General features: G+C 37.0%; 13 protein-coding genes and 2 riboswitches. Of the genes, 8 read left to right on the forward strand and 5 right to left on the reverse strand.

Translation table 11 applies throughout. The features are described 5' to 3' along the window. Positions 1–262: 262 nt before the first annotated feature. Positions 263–1,717 carry a DUF3360 family protein gene (locus M0051_RS09835; RefSeq protein WP_306741363.1) on the reverse strand — a complete coding sequence of 485 codons (1,455 nt, stop codon included), beginning with the start codon at positions 1,715–1,717 and terminating at the stop codon, positions 263–265. Positions 1,718–2,271: 554 nt separating this feature from the next. On the opposite strand from M0051_RS09835, the gene M0051_RS09840 reads away from it, so the two are divergent. Continuing rightward, positions 2,272–5,085, forward strand: a complete 2,814-nt coding sequence (locus tag M0051_RS09840; RefSeq protein ID WP_306741364.1) for an ATP-binding protein — start codon at positions 2,272–2,274, stop codon at positions 5,083–5,085. 4 nt (positions 5,086–5,089) lie between these two features. Beyond that, a complete protein-coding gene (locus M0051_RS09845; RefSeq protein ID WP_306741365.1) occupies positions 5,090–5,641 on the forward strand; it encodes a hypothetical protein in 552 nt (183 codons plus the stop codon). A gap of 74 nt (positions 5,642–5,715) precedes the next feature. Here the strand turns inward: M0051_RS09845 and M0051_RS09850 are convergent, their stop codons facing one another. Beyond that, on the reverse strand, positions 5,716–6,453 hold the full coding sequence (locus M0051_RS09850) for a DUF6261 family protein (RefSeq protein ID WP_306741366.1): 738 nt from the start codon (positions 6,451–6,453) through the stop codon (positions 5,716–5,718). Positions 6,454–7,730: 1,277 nt separating this feature from the next. Here M0051_RS09850 and M0051_RS09855 point away from each other — a divergent pair. The 5 genes from M0051_RS09855 to M0051_RS09875 all read left to right on the forward strand — a co-directional run bounded on the left by M0051_RS09855 (position 7,731) and on the right by M0051_RS09875 (position 17,573). After that, positions 7,731–11,231 carry a S8 family serine peptidase gene (locus M0051_RS09855; RefSeq protein ID WP_306741367.1) on the forward strand — a complete coding sequence of 1,167 codons (3,501 nt, stop codon included), beginning with the start codon at positions 7,731–7,733 and terminating at the stop codon, positions 11,229–11,231. Between the two features lie 349 nt (positions 11,232–11,580). Next, positions 11,581–11,769, forward strand: a riboswitch (cobalamin riboswitch). Positions 11,770–12,235: 466 nt separating this feature from the next. Further along, positions 12,236–13,903: a putative transporter gene (locus M0051_RS09860; RefSeq protein ID WP_306741368.1), complete on the forward strand. Its 1,668-nt coding sequence runs from the start codon at positions 12,236–12,238 to the stop codon at positions 13,901–13,903. Between the two features lie 53 nt (positions 13,904–13,956). Beyond that, positions 13,957–15,498, forward strand: coding sequence for an acyl-CoA carboxylase subunit beta (locus M0051_RS09865; protein WP_306741369.1), 1,542 nt, complete (start codon positions 13,957–13,959; stop codon positions 15,496–15,498). 72 nt (positions 15,499–15,570) lie between these two features. Next, complete coding sequence (locus M0051_RS09870; protein WP_306741370.1) at positions 15,571–17,058, forward strand: acetyl/propionyl/methylcrotonyl-CoA carboxylase subunit alpha; 1,488 nt, start codon at positions 15,571–15,573, stop codon at positions 17,056–17,058. 2 nt (positions 17,059–17,060) lie between these two features. After that, the gene (locus tag M0051_RS09875) at positions 17,061–17,573 is read left to right on the forward strand and encodes a biotin/lipoyl-containing protein (protein ID WP_306741371.1); all 513 of its coding nucleotides are present in this window, start codon (positions 17,061–17,063) and stop codon (positions 17,571–17,573) included. 182 nt (positions 17,574–17,755) lie between these two features. On the opposite strand, the gene nrdG is transcribed toward M0051_RS09875, so the two are convergent. The 3 genes from nrdG to M0051_RS09890 form a co-directional block, all read right to left on the reverse strand. Beyond that, complete coding sequence (nrdG, locus tag M0051_RS09880; protein ID WP_306741372.1) at positions 17,756–18,241, reverse strand: anaerobic ribonucleoside-triphosphate reductase activating protein; 486 nt, start codon at positions 18,239–18,241, stop codon at positions 17,756–17,758. After that, positions 18,225–20,360, reverse strand: coding sequence for an anaerobic ribonucleoside-triphosphate reductase (gene nrdD, locus M0051_RS09885; RefSeq protein ID WP_306741373.1), 2,136 nt, complete (start codon positions 20,358–20,360; stop codon positions 18,225–18,227). The genes nrdG and nrdD overlap by 17 nt, the downstream gene beginning before the upstream one ends. A 128-nt stretch (positions 20,361–20,488) precedes the next feature. Further along, a riboswitch (cobalamin riboswitch) is annotated at positions 20,489–20,686 on the reverse strand. Between the two features lie 190 nt (positions 20,687–20,876). Continuing rightward, positions 20,877–22,001, reverse strand: coding sequence for a DEAD/DEAH box helicase (locus tag M0051_RS09890; RefSeq protein WP_306741374.1), 1,125 nt, complete (start codon positions 21,999–22,001; stop codon positions 20,877–20,879). A gap of 400 nt (positions 22,002–22,401) precedes the next feature. Here M0051_RS09890 and M0051_RS09895 point away from each other — a divergent pair, with 400 nt between their 5' ends. Further along, complete coding sequence (locus M0051_RS09895; RefSeq protein WP_306741375.1) at positions 22,402–22,776, forward strand: hypothetical protein; 375 nt, start codon at positions 22,402–22,404, stop codon at positions 22,774–22,776. Positions 22,777–22,842: the final 66 nt, after the last annotated feature.

A 22,842-nucleotide genomic window follows, 5' to 3' on the forward strand; every position in this document is an offset into this window, starting at 1 on the left:
TTAAGAAAAAATAGACAAGCATTCATGATAAGGAAAAATATTTCGGTGCTCTGCACCTTAAAAACAAGAATATAATACAGGGCTACAAATATTACGAAACTCTGCTGCTTTGTGCGTACAAAAGATATTGTGATTAGCAATGACTGTTTGCCCATCCTACTTTTGACTATTGGACCATTCACCTTTTGGACTATTCAAGACTATCAAATAAAAATGCCGTCCCAAATGGAACGGCATCCTATATTGATCTAATTACTATCAATTAGAAAATTCCAGGGATTCCAGGAAGCTGTCCCACCAATGCAAGGGAAACAACACAAACAATAAACATTGCTCCAGGAATAATTAGCTTTTCTTTCCAGCTCAATTCTGCAGCACGATCGCTATCACCAATCAGCCCAAGATTATCAAGCAACATGGTAAATGCCCATCCAAAAACAGGATTCACAAAAGCACATGCAAAAATACAAGTACCTGCACTTAACGAATCTTTGTGCTTGCGAACCATTTGCATACCTGCCTCAAGCAATGGCAAGAAGACACCAACAATTAGTGCAACACGCAATACCGGTTCCCACATTGCTAAATCCATAGGATATCCGAATACCGATGCCAAAACACAAAGCAGTGCCGTTAATACAGCTCCACCAGGAATAGGACGCTTGGCAATTGCAGCAGGAATCATGTATGTTCCCCACGATGAAGCAATATTACCACCACCTAAAGCTGTACCAATCATCTGACGAACAGAAGCAACAGTCATGGTATCATCCACATCCATTAATACATTCTTGGCTTTCTTAGGATAATTCAATTCCTGGAATACGCGGTGCCCCAAATAATCAGGCGACCACATGGCAACAGCAAGAATCGCGAAAGGAATAACAGCAATAAAATGACCTACATTTGGTAAGCCAAGTTTCCATCCTGTATCTTCACCCCACCACCACATTGGGTTCATGTGAGGCAAACCAGGTTTGGTTGTAAAGGCAAAATCGGCACCCAAAGCAAAGGCAACAATACCTGCAATTGCCGAACACAAAGGAATTGCCAACCAACGCTTGTTGATTTTTGCCAGGTATGCATAAATTAAAATGGTAATTCCGATTACCGCAAAGGAAACATACCCAATATCACCAGAAGAAGCCCAGGCTTCTAATTTCGTAATCTGGCTCAACAGACCTACAGCTCCCAAATAAATTAGTAGTCCACCACGAACTCCTACTCCGGTGAGTTTCATCAACTTCGAGCCCCCTTTTGTGATACTTAAAGCAAGCCCAAACACACCAATTAAAATCCCCAATGCAAGCGGGTGACCACCAGCGGCGGCAATGATGGGAATCAGCGGGATCATAGGACCGTGAGTTCCTGCAAGGTTGGCATTAGGATTAAGAATTGCCGAAAACAGAAGTACAAAAATACCTCCGGCAATTAACAATTCGTAACGAACGTTTTCTGCTACAAATTCTGGCGATAAGCCAAACTGGGTTGCAAATACAGCAACCATGGCGGTTACCATTACCACCTTACCAATGGTGGCAGCCAAAGCAGGCACCCAGTCTTCTAGTTCGATATGAAAATCTCTGAATGGCAAGTGGATACGCCATCTGCGAAATTTCATAATCTCAAGCTCGTGATTCAGATACGCTTCTCTGCTCTCGAACTCATGCGCCTTTTTGCGCTGTTGTTTGTAAGAGTTTTGATTCTCTTTTTTCATGCTTATAGATTTATGAGTTTTACATACTCCTATTCAGCTACCTACGCGTTTTCAGGAGTTATAAATCACCGTAAAACTAAGAAAAAAGCCATGCCAGGCAATGATACTTAAAACACACTGCAACAAGACCTAAGATCCATATTGGGAATATTCTCAATTTATAAATCAAATCCTACTTTTAAGATCAATAGAAATACACCGATTGTATCCAGATATCTTGATTTCACGATAAACTTTAATTTTTCTATGGAAAATGAAGACTCACCTCTCCCGCTGAATTCAAAAGCATGTCACACTTGCGTACCCAAAACAAACTTTGAGCACTTATTTTGTTTACTAACCATTATTTCGAAGACAATTTGAAGAGATATTAATGAAATATTTCAATCGATAGAATTTAGAGAGAAACTAAATTAGGCACAATTTTAGCTTAAAGAATTGCTCTAAAAGAACAAACTCTTATTTAGTAAACAAGTACTACATTATTCTAGAATAAAAGAAAATTCTTATGTAAGTTTAGGCCTTAGATAGTTTATAAAATACTTATACCTCTTATGAATATTAACAGTTCCATACCGAATATTATTCAGTACTTTAATGATTGTTACAGATCAGACAACAGGGAGTTAACAATTTATAATTTCTTAGATCAAAAAGTAGAAAATAAAATTTACTTCGACGAAGAAGAAGAATTACTAACTGGTAATCACCCAATTACACCCATAGATTCTGCGAAAGCATCCACAATCAGCAAAAAGGTAAAGCTATACGAGAAAGAAAAGGAATTGCTATATGGTACGTTTTTCATTTGTGGAAATTACATAGATTCAAGAGGAGATTCCAAAACACTATGTGCGCCTCTGTTTTATTATCCTGCTGAAATACAACAAAAGGATGAATTCTATTATTTATCAATCAACACCAACGAGAGAAGAGTAAACTATCCAATCATACAAATGCTCTTGAGTGATTCCAGTTCTGAATTTCTTCAAGATACTTTATTCGAAGATCTACCAAAAAATTACATCCGTTTCGAGCATATTGAATATATCGTTCGCCTTTTTAAAAAATACTTTTTAAATGTTGACATTGAAAACATTTATGCATACCCGGAAAACACAAATGTAAAAACGATCAAAGAAAACCTTTCAAGCTTATCCAAGGATCAAGAAAGTAAATATGTATTGCTACCATCTAGTATTTTGGGATTGGTAACAAAATCTACAAATACAAGGGGGGTATTAAATGAGCTAGATGAATTGGGCTCACATTCCGATTATTCATTGCCTTTGCAATCTTTATTTTCAGATGAAGAACTAAAGAATAAACAAAAAAAATACACCAAGGGCAAGCTACCTATGATATTAAGTGATGCCCAGGAAGCCATACTAAAGTCTAGTACGGAGAATCCATTAACTTTAATTGTTGGCCCTCCTGGAACTGGCAAAACATATACAATAGGAGCAGTTGCCTTGGAACACATGAACAGAGGAGAATCGGTCTTAATTGCATCTCGCACCGATGAAGCCGTTGATGTAATCGCTGAAAAGATAAAACTTCAATTGGGTGTAGATAAAGCTGTTGTGAGAACCGGTAAAAAACGATCCTACTCCACTCCACTAAACCGATTTCTAAAATCTCTTCTTACTCGTGTACGAAAACTAAATTACCTCCTAAAAGAATTTGATCTACCTAAATTAAAAGACGATGAGTTAGATCTGAGATTATTGAACTTATCTACTGAGATTGAATCGAGAGCCAAGCTTATTAACAAACTGGAGCAATCCTTCTCTAATGAGGTAGAAAATGAACTTAAATGGGGTGAACACCTCAGCAACCATCAGAATGGTGTCTGGAATAAAATTAAGACACGATATATTGACATCAGAAACCGAATTCAGGTGCCAATATGGGAATACAATCAGCAATTAAAGCAAAACGATCAGCAACAAATAGAAGACATTCAGCTTTTTATTCGCTTGAAATATATCAAACAGGTTTTAAGTGTAATGAAAAGCGACTGGAAAAACATACAACGCTTTCACGAAGCCTTAAAAATGTCAAACGACACAGAAAAGCTTGCCAAATTCGATGAAATAAAATTCGATGCAGTTTTAAAAGCATTCCCAATTTGGTTATGTAATTTATCGGAAGTAAAAGACGCATTGCCTTTCAAAAAAGAAATGTTCGATGTCGTGATTATAGATGAAGCTACACAATGCGACATCGCCAGTTGTCTTCCTCTAATTCAGCGAGCAAAAAGACTTGTTTTTGCAGGTGATCCTTGCCAACTGAGACATGTTTCTTTTCTGTCCAAAGGAATTCAAAACATTTATCGAAACAAGTACAACCTTCAACATATCGATAACAATATACTAAACTACAGAGATAAGAGTATTTTAGATTTGGTTATGAGTAGTCTGCAATCAGGAAACCAAGTGAGTATGCTTGATGAACATTTTAGAAGTTTATCGCCCATTATTCATTTCAGTAATGAACATTTTTACGATAATCAACTAAGAATAATGACTTCTCGACCTGATGAGACTGAACAAGCTTTATATTTTATCAATATTGAAGGCAAGCGCGATAAAAATGGTTCAAACGAAAAAGAGGCAAGTACAATATTGAAAGCTGTTCGTGAATTGGTTGACAAAGAAAAAGATTTATCTCCCGAATTTAGCTCAAGTATTGGAGTACTATCCCCCTTTAGAGCACAGGTAGATTGGTTGGGCAAACAGCTTTTAAATCAGTTTGAAATCGAAGAAATCGAAAAGCATAAAATAAGAGTAGGAACTGCTTATAGCTTTCAAGGTGAAGAACGGGACATTATGCATTTATCCTTGACCATAGATGCTCACAGTCATCATTCGGCAATCAATCATATTAACAAAGAGGATGTTTTTAATGTTGCCATTACTCGCGCAAGATACAGACAATATGTACACCATTCAATAAGCAAAAACGACTTGAGAACAGATACACTTCTTCGGGCTTATTTATCGAAAACCAAATCGAATACAATTGTACCATCTGATATAGAGAATCAATCACGTGATCAATTCCTAAATGAAGTTAAAGAAGCTCTTAAATACTGGCAGATAAATTCAATTTGGGAGGGCTACTCTATTGCAGGTCTTAAAATCGATCTACTTCTAAAATACAACAACAAATATATCGGAATTGATTTGATAGGTTACCCTGGAGAATATTCTGATATTTTTGGAATTGAGCGCTACAGAATTTTAAACCGAGCTGATGTTAGCATATTCCCTCTGCCCTTCTCCGATTGGTATTTTAACAAAGAAGAAGCCATGAAAACCTTGAAAAATTACATCACTACAATCAATGACATTTCCTTAAACTAATACCATGAAACTCAGAATTAAAAACACACGATTAACTATTTTAATTTTAGCCTATTACCAAATTATTGGTGGAATTATTGGCCTCTATCTGATTACAAAAATTCTATTTAAAACACAATCCTTAAATGGAGCATTGCTCTTTATATTTCTATCTGCAATTGGATTGTATTTTCTCTCGATTAAATCAGGAAGCTTACTTATTCGCAAAGAGAACAAAAGAGGGCTAATTTATTCTATGATCCATCAACTTATTCAGATTATAGGAATTGGATTTGGTGGAAATACTTTCGTATATTATTCAGGTGCAAAATTTACGGTAGGGCCAAACTTTACAGATGGAATCCATTTCAAATTTGATTTAGGATTGCTTTCACAGTTTGATATGTCATTTAATCTAAACGAAAAATCTTATTTCCTATATGTGAATATTTTAGCATTATTCATATTATATGTTTTCTGGGATTTATATAAAGAGTTGATTCTAGTAAAAAACAATCCTGATATATCTTTGGTTGAGAAAAAGCAAAATGAATTAAATGACGAATATGTGATCTAATAACACAATAATTTATAAACAATCGCCCCACCAAAACAATCCAGTGGGGCGATTTCATATCCATTACTATCAAACTATTCTTCTACTACCTCCTCCTCTTTGGCCTGTTTGCTTCTCAAGCTAATCGAATGCTCAATTTTGCGAATGCTCTCGTTAATCAGCATAAGCATGTCGGTAAACTCACCATCACCATTCAATTCCGACATCAGTTCCAAATACTTGTAAAGACTGTTCAGGTCATTTGTCAACTTTACACGAAACTCCTTGGTGTCGACTTCGCGATGTTCGCTACTAGCCTTTTTATCCCGGTTTACAATGCCTGTCACTAAATTATCAAGATTCAACTTGATGCGATCAACAAAAGGTTGGAATTTAATTACAGCAATGGCATCCTTTACATTTTGCATCGTTTCACAATCATTCAAATACAAACGTGCATTTGAATTTTGCACCGCCAAACTTTCGTTGTGCAAGTTACTACCATGAGTTTTCGCCAGGTTTGTTAATACGGTAGCAGCATCGCTCTCAGCCTTAACAGGACTAAGTACATAAGCCTTGCAGTACCATTTCGCTGCTCTCCACGAATTATTAAAAAGTGAATCCAACTCACGAACTTCAGCAGTCTCAACTGTTGTCGATGCCTTGTTCACTTGCTGCTTTAATGCTCCCAACGAACTTTCTGTGTTCGTATAAAGAGCCTGAACAGGTGACGTACTCCAATCGTGAATCTTGCAGATTCGAATGGTATCATCTCCCAATGAAATCAATTCTGCATTTCTGAATCGTGCAGCACTAAATTGTTCTGTTTTCATTTCATCTCAATTTGAAGTTAAACAATAAGTAATCCATTCTTTTAAAGATTACCGATTCCTAAAATTTGAGCTCTGATTTTCACTGTTTTTAATGGTTGTTTTATGTATGTAATACATTGGTCATATAAAATTAAACATACATTCCTTTTTTATCAAGACAATAAAATAAACATCAGCACGTTGCACCATTCAAAACCGACTCAAAAAGTCAAAACAAAGGGTTCAACCACAAAACATTATGCTGCAAAGCATATTTTTAAAACCATATTTTTGGCAATTAAAGCATCTGAAACATATTTTTTTTGAAACAAATAAATATCACATATAATTGCATCATTCTTATTCCTTAACGAAGGATAAAATACACTTGACTGCCACTCTCTACTGAAGTGGATGGATACAAAACATTCTCGAAAGGTCTTTCTAAAAAAAACAAATGGTCCAACTAAAACATTTTACACCTTTCTACCAGAGTAGGTGGATGTAAAACATTCTTAAAAGGTCTTTCTAAAAAAAAAAATTGATTCAACTAAAACATTTTACACCTTTCTACCAAAGTAGATGGTTGTAAAACATTCTTAAAAGGTCTTTCTAAAAAAAACAAATGGTCCAACTAAAACATTTTACACCTTTCTACCAGAGTAGATGGATGTACAACATTCTTAAAAGACCTTTCTAGAAAAAACAATTAGCCTAACTAAAACTGTTTATCCCTTTCCACAAAATTCGAAGGATATAAAAACACCTTACCGAATACATTTTGTTAGTCTGATTTGTCATTTAAAATTGAAGCAATCCATTCAATAGTCTAAAAAAACAGCTACAACATATCGTTTACTTTCATTTACGGGCATTATAGAACAAACTCACCTCTACATATAAACATATTAACAAAAACCTATTTGTACAGACGCATCTTTACAGCGTCCAAAATCCATAAAACATCGCATTTCTCAAGAATTTGCCCTTCCTAAAATTGATTTTTTAGATCACTATTTGCCATTCGATCAAAAATCAAATATTTGTCATTAAAGAATCTTTTTTGATTATTAAATAACTTTTTTTGAATGTAAAAATCAGCTTGTAAATATTTCAACATTAACCTAATATTTTTTTAAATCCAGCAATCTCTTATTTCATCAGGCTTACAGAATTTTCATCTATGAATTTACAATGACAAATTAAATATTAGACAATAAATATTTTTCATCATATTAAAAAAATGTCATAAATTGGTGATTGCCCAACAAAAACCAATCACAATTAAATTAAGTTCTATGAAAAACTTTACATTTTTTATTGTCCTACTGCTAATCTTTCAGGTAGGTTTTGCACAAAAGCGTGCTGTTAATTCCGAAGGCCTTTACAAAGGCGTTATCCGGGTAAAATTCTCAGAAACCATTCAAGCGAAAGTGGATGTATTTTCTGAAAACCTTGAAAAAGGTCACAAACTAAAAGCTCGTCCTCAGGATGGCTATGTTGTAACCAACATGAGAGCCGTAGATAAGCTGAATGAAAAATTCACGGCTTACAAAATGAAACGTGTTTTCCGCGATGCAGGTAAACATGAAGCCAAGCACCGTAAGTTTGGCTTGCACCTATGGTACGATATTGAGTTCAGTTCCGACACGCCTGTCAAGCAATTGATTTCGCAGTACAGTAACATTACTGAAATTTCGATGGCCCAGGCAATTCCTGAAGCCAAGCTGGTTTCGCACAGCATTACTCCACTACCCGAATTGCCAAAGGCAAGTCCTCCAAGCTTAAGTACAGCTCCTAACGATCCACGCTTTCCAGATCAATGGCACTACGAAAATACAGGTCAAAACGGTGGTACACCAGGATCTGATATTAGCTTATTGGAAGCATGGGAAATTGAAACTGGTAATCCCAATGTAATTGTTGCCATCGAGGATGGTGGTGTGGATTGGGACCATGAAGATTTGGCCGGAAACATGTGGGTTAACCCAGGAGAAATTGCCGGAAACGGCATCGATGATGACAACAATGGTTATGTAGATGATGTTTACGGATACAATTTTGCTAACAACACGGGAACCATATCGGTTGGAGATCATGGAACACACGTAGCAGGAACCGTAGCTGCCGAAACCAATAATGGTATTGGTGTTGCTGGTGTTGCTGGTGGTAACGGTAACAACAATGGGGTTCGCCTGATGTCTTGTAACGTTTTCACCGATACCTCAAATGGTGGATTTGCCGAAGCTTTTACCTATGCAGCTGATAATGGTGCTGTAATCTCTCAAAACAGTTGGGGATATAGCAATAAAGGTGTTTACGATCAGGCTGTGCTGGATGCGATCGATTATTTTATTGCCAATGCAGGTGGACCTGGAGAAGCAATGAATGGTGGCTTGGTGGTTATTGCAGCAGGTAATGATGATGACTCTGGATTATGGTATCCGGGATGTTATGAAAGTGCATTGGCTGTAGGTGCAGTAAATTGCAAAGACGAGAAAGCATGGTACTCCAATTACGACACTTGGGTGGATATTTCTGCTCCGGGTGGTGAATTAATTTCCTCAAACACAGATCCTACGGCTGTTCATTCAACACTACCGAATAACCAGTACGGTGTGATGCAGGGAACTTCAATGGCATGTCCTCACGTTTCAGGGGTTGCAGCATTAATCGTATCAAAATATTATGGCAATATTACTCCTCAGCAAGTTTGGGATAAATTGGTAAATACAACAGACAATATTGATGCTACCATTCCTACTTTCATAGGCAAACTTGGAAGTGGGCGAATGAATGCCTTTGCCGCTCTTTCCGATGGCAATCCTCCTGCAACTCCAACTGGTCTCGTAGCAAGCAACGTAAAAGCTACTTCTTTTGATCTTACCTGGGATGCAAGCTCAGGAGCAAGTTCATATGATATTCAGATAAGAGAAAGTGGCGGAACCTGGAGTAATTATACTTCATCAAGCAATGCTTATTCGTACACGGGAGCAACCGCCGAAACCACTTATGAATTCCAGGTAAGAGCCGTTAACAGTGCCGGCAATAGTGATTATACATCCATTGGCAATGTAAGCACCACTGCCTTGCCTCCTCTACCAGATATTCCTGCAAATATCACAGTGAGCAACATTACCGCTAATTCATTTAGTCTAAGTTGGGATGCTGCCAATTATGCGAATGATTACGATGTACAGGTTCGTCCACAAGGCGGAAGCTGGATCAGTTACAATACCAGTAACATCAGTCAAAACATAACAAACCTACAGGCTTCTACGGTATATGAGTATCAAGTTCGTTCGAACAACGATACCGGAAGTAGTGATTATTCTGCAATCGCTTCTACTACCACCTCTGACGTTCAGTTGGTATATTGTGATTCACAAGGGAACAACTCCACTTACGAGTGGATTTCGGATGTGACCATTGGAACTTTCAATAATACATCGGGAGCAGCCAATTACACAGATTTCACATCATTGACTGTTGATTTGAATGCTGGCGATCAGTATAATATTTCCTTAAGTCCTGCTTTCTCAGGATCTTCATACAATGAGTATTGGAAAATCTGGATTGATTACGATCAGGATGGTACATTTAATGATTCCGATGAGTTAGCCTTTGATGCCGGTTCCTTGAGCAAAACAACTGTAACTGGTTCCATTACCATTCCTTCAAGCGTTTCGGGAACAACCAGAATGCGTGTGAGTATGAAATACAATGCTTCTCAAACCGCTTGCGAGTCTTTCTCTTATGGCGAGGTTGAGGATTATACAGTAAACATTCAGGCAGCCAGCCAAAATCCTCCTCCAACTCCTGATGGAATTACGGCCAGCAACATTACATCCAGCTCTTTTAGCATCAACTGGAATAGTGTAGCTACAGCTACTTCATACGATATCGATATCAGGGAGCAAGGCGGAAATTGGAGTTCATTCAATACAACATCTGCAAGTTACGATTATACTGGTGCAAATGCATCAACTACTTACGAATACAGACTAAGAGCCAATAACAGTTTTGGTTCGAGCGACTATTCAAGCACCTACAATTTAACTACAAATGCTGCTAGCTTGAACTATTGCTCTTCTAAAGGAAACAATTCGAGCTACGAATGGATCGATTTGGTTCAATTGGGAAATATCGATAACAGTACTGGAAACGATAGTGGTTATGCCGATTACACAAACCTAAGCACTGATTTGGTTCCTGGTAGTTCTCAAACCATTTACTTTAGTGCTGGTTTCCGCAGTTCCAGTTATACAGAATTTTGGCATGTGTGGATCGATTTTAATCAAAATGGCACATTCGATTCAAACGAATTAATGGTAAGTGGATCATCTAGCAGTAGCGGAACTTTATCAGAAACATTTACGGTTCCTAACGATGCAAGTCTTGGGAACACCCGAATGCGTGTGACCATGAAATACAACTCTGCAGCAGATCCTTGCGAAACATTTAGCTATGGTGAAGTAGAAGATTACACCGTAAACATTACAAATACTTCTTCTTCCGCTAAGTTAACTAATCTTACAATTTCAGATCCTCTGGGTAACGAAGCGCCAACTGATCTTCTAATATTAAGCCCTAACCCAGCACGTGATTACGTAAAAATCGAAACCAGAAATGCTGGTGGTAAGATTAAGATTGTAAGCATGCATGGTAATCTAATCAAAGTAATACCCGTAGTGTCTAACACTACTGAAGTAAATGTATCCAATCTTGTTTCTGGTACATACCTTATCATCCTTGAAGATGAAAGGAACAGTGAAACCAAGAAATTAATCAAGCGTTAATAATTAAGTAGATTCGCCCAAAGCTGTCTCAATATCATTTTGAGGCAGCTTTTTTTCTGAAAGTCTTGAAAAGTTTGAATAGTGAAAAAGTAGAAAAGTTGTGAAATCTCAATGAGAATCAAATATAGATACTGCTGAATAGTTCTCATTCCACATCCTAACAACAACAATATCATACAATGACGAAAAGCTTTCATTTCTGTTATTGACTCTCATTTTATCATTGAAGTTTTTATTGTTTGTATTTTAAACACAGACAATAATCCATATAGAGTCCGAGTTATACTCTATTTACTCATAAATATTTTTACCAATTGCTTGCATAGTTCAAAAAAAAAATCAAATCTTTGTCACCGATAACGAATAAGGTATCCCGTAAAAGGGATTTAATAGGGAATCATGTGAAAATCATGAGCTGACGCGCAACTGTGATTCCATGCAAAAGTTTGTAAGAACAAAGCCACTGTTCCAAAACGAGGAATGGGAAGGCCTTACAAATAGGAAAGCCAGGAGACCTGTCTTATTCAAGTATAGATTGATGCTTTCGCGAAATAAAGCTATAAATCAGGTCTTCACATTTGAATTGCTAGTTCATGTAATTCGATTCCACCTGTTTTTATGATTCGCTAAGTGATCAATTGTAAATGCTAAACAATTATTGCTATGCTAAAAACTACATCTACTCCTCGCGCAACGGAGTTCGCACTACACATTAGAATAGAGGTATTCGATACCTCCACCTGATCGTGCCACCTATCGAGATTTTAAACTGGAAAATATTTGATATTGATTCCTGACTAGCCCTCGAAATCAATATCGATGAGTGCGGCTTCCCTTTTTGGTTTTGCTATGCCTACTTGTGAACTTATGGTTTATATTCATAATTGCATCATATCGGTTCCCATGGTTCTCAAGAGCAATTCATAACAATCCTAACATGTTTCTGACAAGGAGAGGCCGCACTCTTATACTGGTAAATACATCTTAAATAATAAACACAAAACATGAATTTTATTGAACTTTTAACCAAGCCCGGTACTGCCTCTTCCATTATTATTATCTGCCTTGTAGCAGTACTGGGTATTCTGTTTGGAAAAATAAAACTACTGAGAATCAAGCTAGGAATAGCCGGAATTCTATTTTCAGGATTACTGGTGGGACACCTGGGTGCTGTAACCGATCCACATGTTCTGCACTTTATCAAGGAATTTGGTTTGATTCTATTTGTCTACTCCATTGGTCTTGAAGTTGGTCCACGCTTTCTTCCCTCTTTAAAAAAGAACGGATTACGCATTAACCTTTTGGCATCAGGAATTGTGCTTACTGGATTTTTAACTGCCGTCGCAATAAAATTTATTTTTAATGTGCCGATATCGGTAATCACAGGTGTTATGTGTGGTGCGGTAACCAACACTCCTGCTCTTGGTGCAGCTCAGCAAACCATCGGTGATATAGTAAGCAATGCCGATATAGCCGCTGCCAATGCACAAACCGTTGGTATGGCCTATGCCGTTGCCTACCCTTTCGGGATTTTCGGGATTATTATTTCCATGATTCTTCTACGTGTTATCTATAAAATCAATGTAAAAAAGGAAGAAGAGCAATATCGCAAAGAAGTTACTGGAATGGATGGCAAGCTAATAGCCATTAACATTGAAATCACCAACCAAAACCTGATTGGTAAAAGCATTGAATTTATTATTGGCAATTGCAACAAAGCTTTTGTTCCTTCTCGAATTGAAAGAAATGGAGAATTTTTAGCTGCCGATTCAGATTTCATCATCGAACAAGGCGACAAATTGTATGGCGTTTCCACTCCAACGAATTTCAAAAATATAGAGCTAAACCTTGGGAAAATTAATGAAACAAAGGAACAGGAAATCTCAGGTCGATTGGGTATGCAACAGGTTAGAATTACCAACAAAAAACTGGCCGGACAAAGCATCAAACAAATTGGTATTTCACGCCGTTTCCCTGTAAATATTACAAGAATTTATCGTAATGGTTTGGAATTAATGCCTACCGAAGAGGATAGCGTTGAGTTTGGAGATACTGTACGTATTGTAGGTGAAAAAACCGCTTTGCCAGAGGTTGCCAACTTACTGGGGAATTCGATTAAAGACCTTTCGCACCCTAACATCCTTCCTATTTTTATGGGAATTTTGTTTGGAGTATTGATTGGTTTGGTTCCAATTCACATTCCTGGTTTGCCAGCCCCAGCAAAATTAGGACTGGCTGGTGGACCGCTTTTAATTGCTTTAATTTTGGGGCATAAAGGACGAATTGGCAAAATGGACTTTTACATTACACCAAGTGCAAACTTATTTATTCGCGAATTGGGTATTGCTCTTTTCCTTGCCTGCGTAGGACTTTCATCGGGTAAATATTTCGTTGAAACCCTTTTAAACGAAGGTTACATTTGGATGCTTTATGGTATGGCCATCACCTTTGTGCCACTAATTATTTTTGCCATCATTGCCCGAATCATGAAACTAAATTACCTATCGATTTGTGGCTTGTTATCCGGCTCCATGACCGATCCTCCAGCACTGGAATTCGCCAACTCCATTGCGCCAGTTCAGGCTCAATCAACAGCATATGCAACGGTTTATCCTTTGGTAATGTTCCTAAGGGTATTATTGGCACAGGTACTGGTATTGCTCTTTAGCTAATTGATCCGATTCTAAAATCGAATTTATTATCTGTTAATTGTAAAGAATACATCATGAAAGACAATAGAATACAATTTAAAAAATATACTTCCCGTAAAGAGCAATTAGAAGCTCAATACAATTGGGAATATTTCGCAAAACAACACAAAAAAGGAAAGCTTACAGCTCGTGAACGGATTGAGATCCTGTTTGATGAAAATAGCTTTGAAGAAATTGATGCTTTTGTAAAACCTGCTGGCGACATAACGACAAATGTTTTTGGGGATGGCGTAATATGTGGTCATGGAAAAATCAATGGACGAAAAGTATTTGCATTTGCGCAGGATTTCACCTTTATGGGTGGATCTCTAGGATCTGTTCATGCCGAAAAAATCATGAAAGTTCAGGATATGGCCCTAAGCATGGGACATCCAATAGTTGGACTAATTGATTCGGGTGGAGCCAGAATTCAGGAAGGGGTAGCCAGCTTGGCAGGATATGCCGGAATTTTTCATCGAAATGTTAAATCTTCAGGTGTCATTCCTCAAATTTCAATAATTCTGGGGCCAGCTGCAGGTGGAGCTGTTTATTCTCCTGCCCTTACCGATTTTATTTTCATGTGTCGCCATACGGCATACATGTTTGTTACAGGTCCTGATGTGGTAAAAGAAGTACTGAATGAGGATACGAATTCTGAAGAATTGGGAGGTGCTGATATACATGGATCGAAAAGTGGTGTTGCACAATTTATTTACGACGATGAAGAACACACCTTATTGGGGGTTCGTAAACTTCTACAATATCTACCTTCAAATAATGTAGATTTGCCTCCAATAACAGAAATGGAGATGGAAGCTCCTGAAAACCCTAACAAATTAGGTCTCATCATTCCCGAAGAAGCCACCATCCCTTATGATATGCTTGACATCATCAAAAATCTGGTTGACAAAAACAGCTTTCACGAAATTTCAGAATGCTTTGCAGCCAATATTATTACCGGATTGGCCCGTCTGGACAATAAGGTGATCGGTATTGTTGCCAACCAACCAAAAGTGTTGGCTGGAGTTTTAGATATAAATTCGGCTGAAAAGGCAGCTCGATTTGTGCGATTCTGCGATGCTTTTAACATTCCGATTTTGGTATTGGAAGATGTTCCGGGATTTCTGCCGGGAAGCAATCAAGAGCACACTGGAATTATACGACGAGGTGCAAAGCTCTTGTATGCATTTAGCGAAGCCAGTGTTCCTAAAATAACGGTAATTGTACGAAAAGCATATGGTGGTGCCTACATCGTAATGAACAGCAAAAACATGGGTGGCGATTTTAATTTTGCATGGCCAACTGCCGAGATTGCTGTAATGGGCCCCGAAGGTGCCGTAAAAATCTTACATCGCAAAAAATTGGCTAACGCCGATAATGTTGATGAAACAAAGAACAAACTCATTTCAAAATACAAAGATAACATTGCCAATCCTTATATCGCAGATGAAAAAGGATATGTAGATGAAGTAATTGAACCAGCAAACACAAGAGTCAAATTGATATCTGCATTCGAAGCTTTGGAAAACAAGTACATGGAAAAGAATGCAAAAAAGCATGGGAATATCCCACTCTAGTTTTATTAGTTAGTAATTGGACGAGCTTGGAAGTTGATTGCTTCCAGCTCATCATTAAAACAATTCATCAAAATGATAAGATCTTTATTAATAGCCAACCGAGGTGAAATTGCAATCCGAATTGCTCAAACTGCAACAGATATGGGTATCGTAGTCTACTGTATCCAAACCAATAGGGAAGCAAATGCTCTTTACCTTGATTATGCCGATGAAATCATCATTCTGGAAGAAAACCCTAATGGTTCGATCTACTTAAATGTTGAAGAACTCATTCGCATCTGTAAGGAAAATAAAATTGAGGCCATACATCCGGGATATGGATTTTTATCAGAATCTCCTTATCTGGCCAGTCGTTGCAAGGATGAAGATATCATGTTTATTGGTCCCAACGACAAAGCCATTTATACCATGGGTAACAAAGGAATGGCTAGAAATTTAGCTAAAAAAAGTGGCATTCCGGTTCTAGAGGGTAGCACTTCCAATATCACAAACTTTAAGGATGCCAAAATGTGGGCCGAAAAAATTGGTTATCCAATTATCATGAAAGCAGTTGCAGGAGGTGGCGGTAAAGGAATGAGAATTGTCCGCTTCTCAGATGAACTTGAATTGATGTACAAACTCGTTGTTAATGAAGCAAAATCAGCCTTTAATGATGACTCCCTCTTAATAGAAAAATATGTTGAAAACCCAAAACATATTGAAATTCAAATACTGGCCGACAAACATGGGAATGCAGTTCATTTGTACGAACGCGAATGTTCTATTCAACGAAAACATCAAAAATTGATGGAAGAAGCACCTTCTACCATTCTTACCAAAGAGTTGAGAAATAAAATGGGCGAAATGGCTCTCTATCTTTGTAAAAAAATAAAGTACCATACTTTAGGAACAGTAGAATTCTTAGTAGACAAGGATATGAACTTCTATTTTCTTGAGATGAACACTCGTGTGCAAGTAGAGCATCCCATTACAGAGTGTATTACAGGAATAGATTTAATTGAACAACAAATAAAAACAGCTGTTGGTGAAGTCTTGGAGTTCGAACAATCGGATATTAAGATAAAAGGCTGGGCTATCGAACTTAGAGTGAATGCAGAAGATGTTCAGGCTGACTTCTCACCAACTCCAGGCATTATCGATAAAATGGAGTTCCCCAATTGTAGCTTTCTGCGAGTTGACACTGGCTTTGAAAGTGGTAAATTGATTCCTCCATCCTACGACTCTATGATCAGCAAATTGATTATTACAGGAAATGACAGACAAGAAGCCATTGATCATGCCATTGCCATTATTGACAATTCCGTAATCAAGGGAGTAAAAACTACCATCCCATTTTTTAAATCAGTATTAAATCATCCCGATTTTATTAATGGGAGCTACAATACATCTTTTATTTCTGAGAAATTAGACAAACCTTATTTTCAGGAACAGGATGAAGAAAAGGCTGCTGCAATTATGGCTCTACAAGCCTACTTGAAAGAAAATCAAAATATAGAAAAGAATATGGTTCATGAAGATTCTTCTGTTTGGGCCTCAAAAATGAGAAGTAAACTATTTTAATCATGATTTCACTAAAGAAGAATAAAATATTTGTGCTGTCAGGAGAAAACACTTACAACCTTAAAGCTCAAAACTATCAGGTTGTTTCATCTCGCTCAAAGAGTGAAAAGTTCAGCATTAAGGAAACCGACAAAGAATACATTGTCAAATACAAAGAGAAAGAATTTGTTGGTGAAATCATTGAACTGAAACAGAACAAATGTAGTGTTTCCATAAATGGTAATACTTACAATTTCACCATCGATACCGAGTCTTCTTTTCAACGCAAAGAAAAGTTGAGCAAGAACAATTTACAAAAAAGCAATGGCCAGATTATTGCGCCAATGCCAGGAAAAATCAGCGAAATTCTGATTAGCGAGGGAAGCTCAGTTGAAAAAGGCAGTCCTCTCTTGCTATTGGAAGCAATGAAAATGCAGAATCAAGTGCTTAGTGCACAATCAGGAATTGTAAGCAAACTGTTGATAAATGAAGGAGACAATGTAATGGCAAATCAACTGTTAATGGAAATAGAATAGGTTGTTAAGCACTTAATATGATAAAAAACTCCCCTTGTTAATGAATCTTCTTATACAAGGGGAGTTTATAATATATAGGATCTTTTTATAGTCCTCTTATATTTGGCATCAAGTTTCTGATTTGGTCCATCATGCTCATCATATCTTCTTTGCTAAAAGCAGATCGCCTTGTGTAAGATAAATCAAAAGACACCTCGTTGTTTTTTAGTTTTAAACATGTAGCTTATATCTTTCATAAATCCATCATGTTGAATTTCAAACAAACGTTGGTTGCTTGTTTGGCTGTCTAGTGATCCCGATTCTACCTTATAACTACCCAGCTTAATAAACTGAAAGGAGTTTTTATTAAAGTTCTTGGGCAAATTAGGACAGCCAGAATACCATGCCGTTTTTATTTTCGGATATTGGCTTTGTATAAATTTGGCCAACTCGGCTACCCGATGAGGGGAGTTATCTCCCCCCATAAAGCAAAAACAAGTTATTGCCGAAGCATATTTATCCATAATTGACACAATACAATCTTCGTCCAACACATCGCCAATATCCTTTTGAAGGTGAGGGCTATGACATCCTTTACAACGATTGGGACAATTGGTAATATTAATAGCCAAACTTACTTCGTTGGGAATTTCTTGAAAAACGATATCGTAATTATAATACTTGAGCATATTCTTTTTCCTCAACTTCTTTTTCATTAAAATCTTTAGCGTAATACCTATCACCAGCTTCCTTTTGGCGAGCGATAGAGAAACTGCTCACTCTTTTCATGTAACCAATAACACGAGTAAGGTAATCAAGGTTTTTGCTGCTACATTTAGGACATTCGCTTAGGTTGTGTTTATCAATATGCCCACATTCGTTACAAATGGTGTTGGGAATATTAAAACTGAAATAGTTACAACCTTCTTTAGATGCTACCCTAAGTAGCTGGCGATATTGAACTTCACTTAAATGCTCCTCTAAATTTAAGTGCAATGCAGATCCACCAGTTAAATGTTCAATATACTTTTTACCATGAACTTTAAACTTGTCGATAATGTTTAGGGATTCGTCTTCAACCGCATAGAAATAACTGTTATAACAATCGCGAGGAACAAAGAAACCATCCTCTCTATCCCACTTGGCATGCTTTACACCAACATTTTCAGCCGGAATCATTTCGCAATTGAACATTAAATCATCAGAGCGATATTTCTTATTGTAGGTTTCTATCAGTCCTAAAACTTCCTGTGTAAAGGCTACATATTCTGCATTGTCGTTTATTTCGATGTTTAAAAACTCAGCAGCTTCGACCAATCCGTTTACCCCGATGGTAAGGTATTGACGGCTAAGATTAATATATCCTGCATCAAACAATGGAAGCATGCCTTTGCTTTGCAGATCTTTTAGGTTTTCGTTGTAGCCAATTTGAACTTTATGCACCAAATCCACTACCTCTTCTAAATAATTGATGTAAGGTATTTGTTCTCTTTTAGCTTGCTGAACACATCGGTTAAGGTTAATAGTTAATACACTTTTTGAACCCGTTGATACACCTCCTGCACCTAAAGTATAGCTAAAACCATTGTCCTGAATTTCGTTACGTAAACGGCAGCATGAACTTAAACTATCTGCATTGTCGCTCAGGTAAGTAAAGAATGAATGGCCTTCGGCATACATTTTTGCAGTAAAATCGCCATAGTCATTGTCTTTAATATCATCGTCTTCCGACAATAATGCCATAGTTTCTACCGGAAAGGTTAAGACGGTTTTTGAACGCTCTTTGTTAAACCATTGCATAAAGTGCTTTTGCAACCAGCTCAACGATTCCCAATTTGGTTTGCTCCCATCAGGAAATACAAATTCTCCAAACAGACTCTCGAAATAATATTTGTCGTAATAAGCAATGTTCCAGAATACAGCCTGAAAGTTTCTTGCGCCAGTAGGTTGATTCAAAGAGTAAACAATTTGTTCGAAACAATCTGTTATTATTTTATCAATGCTGCGTTTTCTGACTGATAAATCCACCACATCATTACTACGCTTATAGTAATCGTTGCCGTATTCTTTACCGACAAAATAATTCATGTACATCAAGAACTCAGGAGTTGCACAAGCACCACTTAGCATACTAGACACAATGAAAACCATATTTATAAAACCACCACAAAATGATTTTAAATTGGTTGGAGCCGTTGAGTTACCTCCTATTTTTGAAGTACCCTCTAACAACCATGGATACATGGTGATGCTGGCACAATAGGGAGCAAGACTGGTTTCGTCATTTTTATATATCAGATGCTGATTTAAACAACTTAGGTATTTATTGGACAGCTCCTTACCAAATATATTATCGATGCGGTCGGTTAGCAGACGACGATTTAAACGGATGAAATTCCCTTTAGGAAGTTCGCCTATCAATGTAGCAATGTTTTTACTGTCAACATTGGCATTGGCATCAAATTTACTTCCCGTTGCAGCGTTTCCTGCACCACAATAATCAATTAAGAATTTAATTCGGTCACGCGTTTCTCTGTCTTCTGAATGCTTCTGGCGATAAAGCATGTATGATTTGGCTGCAGCATAAAAATTCTCTGCCATTAATGATCTTTCCACCTGGTTTTGGATGTCTTCTACGCTTGCACCATTTCTAACGGTTACACGATGTAGAATATTCGCCAGGTCTTCCTCGCTAGCAAAGCTTCCTACTGATAGAAAAGCCTTTTTGACCGCATTTCGAATTTTATCAATAGAAAAAGGCACCTTTTTCCCATCTCTTTTTACGATTAAAGTCTCTGCACTACTCATAAGTTTATCATTTTTGAATGGTAATTACTTAAAAAACTAAAGGAGAGTGAGCGATACAGGAAGCAAGAAGATATGTTTATTATAAAAACATAGCCATACCTGAATCAGACTTCAATCCCCGAAAGTCTAATTTGTTAAATGATTCTGGCAGGTCTTCTGGCTTATCCGGTTTTTGATACCTTCCCATCCCAATTTATCGGGACAGTGGATATAGATTTTCAAAAACACTAAATATGGACTTACAGCTGCGGGTACAGCTCACGAATTACACGTGATTCCCTATTATTTCCTTACGGATTCCATAAATCAAAACAATGTTAAGAATTAAAATGATTCTAAGCAATCTCAGTTATTAACAATAATAGGCAAAACACTGATTTTCTTTGAGGTTTGTCGGTTTATAACTTTTATTTCCATAAAAAAGAAACCCATCAGAAATAAATTCCAATGGGTTTTATTTTTTTAGAATTACAGCAATATCAATTGTTAACTGATCATTGCTAATTGTTCATTGTACTATTGTCTTTTCGCACGAATCTGGCTAAAGCCAATATTCAATGCTTTCTGGAAATAACGCAAGCTCTTCATCTCTTTGTGGTTTACCAATGATAAAGAAATTCCTTCTTTTCCAGCACGAGCAGTTCTTCCGCTTCGGTGCGTGTAATACTCTTCTTTATCAGGCAACTGATAATGTACTACAAAGGCCAGTCCTTCAATATCGATACCACGTGCAGCCAAATCGGTTGCCACCAAAACTCTTAGCTTCTCATTTTTAAAAGCTCGCATTACCTTGTTACGCTCAATCTGCTTCAAATCACCATGAATGGCATCAACCTTCACTCTTTGCGATTGCAATTGCTGATTCAGTTTCTGAGCTGCTTCCTTGGTTTTACAGAATACAACTCCTCTGGCTTTGGTATCCGATTTTAAGAATTGCATCAATACTGATAATTTCTCATGATCATCACACAATACAAATTGATGCTTGATATTCTTATTCACCACATTCTTTCCACTGATCTGAATACGGTGTGCCGATTTTGAAATGTGTCGTTTGATGATCTGTTTAATCCCATCAGGCATGGTAGCCGAAAACAACCATTTGTTCTCTACACGTGAAAGGTAAGTAAGAATTTCATTCAATTGATCTTTGAAACCCATGCTTAGCATTTCGTCAGCCTCATCTAAAATTACCGTTTTAACATGAGTCAAATCAACAGCTTTCTTCTTCACCAGCTCGATTAAACGACCTGGTGTAGCTACAATTACATGTGTAGGGCGACGCAAGTTAGCAATCTGCTTTTCAATTGGTGCTCCACCATATATGCATTCTGTGAAGGTCTTCTCGGTATGCTTTGTAAACTTAAACAACTGTTTTGCAATCTGTAAACCAAGTTCACGCGTTGGACAAAGAATTAACCCTTGTACTTTTTCAACCTTTGGGTTCACACGATGTAATAATGGTACACCATAAGCAGCAGTTTTACCAGTACCCGTTTGCGCCTGACCAATTAAATCGGTATCCGCATTCAACAAAACCTTAATTACTTCTGATTGTATTTCAGTAGGATTAACAATTCCCAATTCGTTTAATCCCTTAACAATGTTCTTATTTACACCTAGTTCCTTAAAAGTTTCCACAGCTCTTTGTATTAAATTGGCTGCAAAAATAATACAAACAATTAAGAATGATGAATTATAAATGATGAATTATCAATTAATTCAAACCTGAAAGTGAGTAATACCAAAGATTCGAGACTAATTTCATAGTCAAAATGATTTAATTTGCTTAATACCTACAAGATAATTCTACAAATGAACAATGAAATAAATAAGATAGTCGATAATTTATCCTTTATAGAATAGTTTTCTTTCCTCTTCTTCTACAATTCCCATAGCATGAAAAAGATTTAGATTAAACGGGAAGAAATTCAATCGATAGATATATCGTGTAAAAGTTAATCCATTGTTAAGAGTATAAATATTTCTTTTACTTTTTGTAAATTAAACTAGTTTTGTATTAAATAATGCGATTAATTGTATGCTATCAAAAAAACTTGGTCATATCATTTTGGTTTTTCTCCTGCTGATCTCAACAGCTGGAGTAAGCATTAACAAGCATTATTCTGGTGGAGAACTTTTCTCTACTGCTATTTTTGTTGAAGCGGATTCTTGTTGCGAAACTCCTTGTGGATGTTGTAATGAATCTACTGAAACCCTCAAGCTTGAAGCGGATTATTTAGCTTCTTCGTTTGAATTAGACGATGTTGCTCAAATGGATCTGCTATATGCAAGTATTCCTTTATTGATGCAATTTGTAAGAACAGAAGTTTCAACAAATTCATTTCCAATTGGAGAATTTTTTCCTCCTCCCTTGCCTGATTTATGCATATTGAATCAGGTATTCCGTTTATGATTTAGCAAGTGTACTCTTTGTGATAAATAAATTATTATTTACCAGGAAGGACTCCAAAGTACGGCA

Origin of the sequence: Marinifilum sp. D714 (assembly GCF_030851345.1) — a bacterium.
In the GTDB taxonomy this organism is placed as follows: Bacteria; Bacteroidota; Bacteroidia; order Bacteroidales; family Marinifilaceae; genus Marinifilum.